This window comes from uncultured Campylobacter sp., from assembly GCF_938031315.1.
GTDB lineage: Bacteria > Campylobacterota > Campylobacteria > Campylobacterales > Campylobacteraceae > Campylobacter_B.
The window spans coordinates 1-2499 of sequence record NZ_CALHHT010000293.1; the positions used below are offsets into that span (position 1 = coordinate 1).

The following is a 2499-nucleotide window of genomic DNA, read 5'->3' on the forward strand; positions in this document are numbered from 1 at the left end:
TGCCGCCGCCGTGTTCGCGCTGCTGCTCGCAGGCTGTGACGGATGGAAGCACCATCTAAGCAGCGACGGCACCTCGCTCGCCTCCAAGTTTGACCTCTCCGAACGCACGCTAAAGATTGAGGCAACGACAAGCCGCTCATGCTGTTTTTCTATACCAGCAGCCGAATTTAGAAATTCTGAAATTTTAAAATTTAGATAAAATTCTACGATTTGGAATTTTGATAAAATTTCTGTGGCTACCAGCTTCCGCTAGCACCGCCCCCGCCGAAGCTTCCGCCGCCCCCACTGAAGCCGCCTCCGCTAAAACCGCCATTTCCTCCAAATCTGCCAAAATCTCCGGATGAGCCGCCTCTCATGCGCGATGAGCGCGCGATTTCGCTTATGATGTCTGCACTCGAGATTATATCCTCGTCGCTTCTTCTGCGACGCGTTACACGGCGGCTTAGTATCGCAAAAAGCAAGACCGCAAAAAGCACCATAAAGATCGCAAAGTCCTTGTTGCTCGGATCCTGCTGCGCGTTGGCGTTAAGCGGATCAAATTTTATATCGCCGCCTTCGATCGTGCTAATGATCGCTGAAATCCCGCTAATGACGCCACTTTCATAATCTCCCTGCCTAAAATAGGGCAGAATTTTATTGCTGATGATACGCTTGGCGCGCATATCGGTTAGCACGCCCTCTAGCCCGTATCCGACCTCGATACGCACTTTATGCTCGTGCGGAGCGACGAGCAGCAGTACGCCGTTGTCGCGCCCTTTTTGCCCGATACCAAGAGCGCGCGCCTGCTCTACGCCGATTTCCTCGATAGAGTAGCCACCGAGCGATTTTAGGCTTACGAGCATGATCTGGTTTGTGGAATTTTTATCGAAAGTCATTAAAATTTCATTCAGACTCTCTCTCGCGGCTGGGCGTAAAATGCCAGCCTCATCTATTACAGCGGTGCCGTTTGGATGGGCTAGATACTCGCTAGGTGCGGCGACGCTTATTACAAATAGCGCCATCAGGGCAAAAGCAAATCTCCAAGCCACTCTCATCGCAGCTCCACCAAGGTCTCTTCTATCTCGTTATTTTCGCTATCTTTAGGCACTCGCATGGCTAGCTCGCACAGCGTGTCCATCGCCTTTAAAACAGCAGGCTCAAGGCCTTGCGTGCTGGGGTTAAATTCCGTCGTGATACGTTCAAACTCGCTCTTAGAGATAAACTCCGCCGCTCGCGCGCCGCAGATGATATGAGCGCAGCGCTCGCGGACGCAGACACAAAACATTATCGCTTCTTTTACGCTGCCGTAGCGCTCGTAAAATTTTAGCATCGCAAACTCGCCTGAGAGCCGAAGTCTGCGAGATTTAGACGTGATTAGAGTTAAAAGCGCAGGGCATTTAGCTAGCAGAGCTTTAATCGCAATGAAGCTAAGCGCTACGATCTGCAGTAGCTCAGCTTTGCTTATTTGCGGCACGAAGCACAGAACGATGCCGATCGCAAACGCCGTCACTGCCGCTGCGCCATAGCTAGCTTCGCAGTCCTCGCTTGCTTCGCGCGCGACCACGCAGACGATCTGCGCACCGCTTGCGGTTTCGGCTTTCGTGATTAGCTCGTGGATTTTTTGCTTGCACTGCTCGCTTAGCATTTGCCGCCTTTAGCGTTATTTAAACGAGACGCTAGGGGCTTTTTGGCTTGAGCTATCAGCGCTAAAGCTAGGTTTGGCGCCGCCTAGTCCTACGATGCGCGCGATGATGTTTGTAGGAAAGGTTCTAATTAGCTTGTTGTATTCCTGCACCGAGGCGATGTAGTCCTTGCGCGCTACAGCGATACGGTTTTCCGTGCCTTCGAGCTGATTTTGCAGCTCGGCGAAATTCTGATTTGCCTTAAGATCCGGGTAGCGCTCGACTACCAGCATCAAGCGCGATAGGGCCGAGCTAAGCTCACCTTGGGCGCCGTTAAATTTTGCAAACGCTTCCGGATCTTGCGCTAAACTTTCTGCATTAATATTGACAGCGGTTGCCTTAGCGCGGGCATTTATAACGCCTTCTAAGGTATCTTTTTCATGGCTTGCGTAGCCCTTGACGGTTTCTACGAAATTTGGAATCAAGTCGGCGCGGCGCTGATATTGGTTTTGTACCTGGCTCCACGCAGCCTTAACTTCTTCATCTTTGCTTACGAGTTTATTGTAAACAGGCACTGCAAATATCGCAAACGCAATCGCCGCAATCACTAAGACGATTAGAGCTTTGATTAAGATATGAAGCCCTCCTTTTTGGCGCGGATACTCTCCTCCGCCAAAGCTCTCGCCTCGCGCAGATAAGCCTTTATCGTCGTAACCTATACGCTCGTTATTTTCTCCTTGCAGCTCTTTCATTGAAATCTCCTTGGGATGTTGGAATTTAATTTGACTAAAATTTCATATTCGATCGTGCCGAAGCGCTTTGCCCAGGCTCGCGCGTCGTCCAGCACGCAAACTCGCTCTCCGCCGAATTCCGCGCAGAAACTATCCATCGATATTTT

General features: G+C 50.9%; 4 protein-coding genes and 1 pseudogene. 1 reads left to right on the plus strand and 4 read right to left on the minus strand.

The genetic code is table 11. The annotated features are described in order from the left end of the window. The coding region (locus Q0236_RS07240) for a hypothetical protein (protein WP_297916488.1) at nt 1-199 on the plus strand (199 nt) is incomplete at its 5' end. A 37-nt stretch (nt 200-236) separates the two neighbouring features. Here the strand turns inward: Q0236_RS07240 and Q0236_RS07245 are convergent. From Q0236_RS07245 to Q0236_RS07260, 4 genes and pseudogenes are all read right to left on the minus strand, one after another. Next, nucleotides 237-1034, minus strand: a complete 798-nt coding sequence (locus Q0236_RS07245; protein WP_297916490.1) for a YgcG family protein — start codon at nt 1032-1034, stop codon at nt 237-239. Further along, the gene (locus Q0236_RS07250) at nt 1031-1624 is read right to left on the minus strand and encodes a hypothetical protein (protein WP_297916492.1); all 594 of its coding nucleotides are present in this window, start codon (nt 1622-1624) and stop codon (nt 1031-1033) included. Before Q0236_RS07250 ends, Q0236_RS07245 begins: the two co-directional genes overlap by 4 nt. A gap of 15 nt (nt 1625-1639) precedes the next feature. After that, complete coding sequence (locus Q0236_RS07255; protein ID WP_297916495.1) at nt 1640-2353, minus strand: LemA family protein; 714 nt, start codon at nt 2351-2353, stop codon at nt 1640-1642. Further along, nucleotides 2350-2499, minus strand: a pseudogene (locus tag Q0236_RS07260) (alanine racemase); the annotation flags it as partial. The gene Q0236_RS07255 and the pseudogene Q0236_RS07260, both read right to left, overlap by 4 nt.

Coding starts and splice junctions, on each gene's coding strand:
- Q0236_RS07250 (WP_297916492.1), bottom strand. CDS start 1,624: ATGCTAAGCGAGCAGTGCAAGCAAAAAATCCACGAGCTAATCACGAAA.
- Q0236_RS07245 (WP_297916490.1), bottom strand. CDS start 1,034: ATGAGAGTGGCTTGGAGATTTGCTTTTGCCCTGATGGCGCTATTTGTA.
- Q0236_RS07255 (WP_297916495.1), bottom strand. CDS start 2,353: ATGAAAGAGCTGCAAGGAGAAAATAACGAGCGTATAGGTTACGACGAT.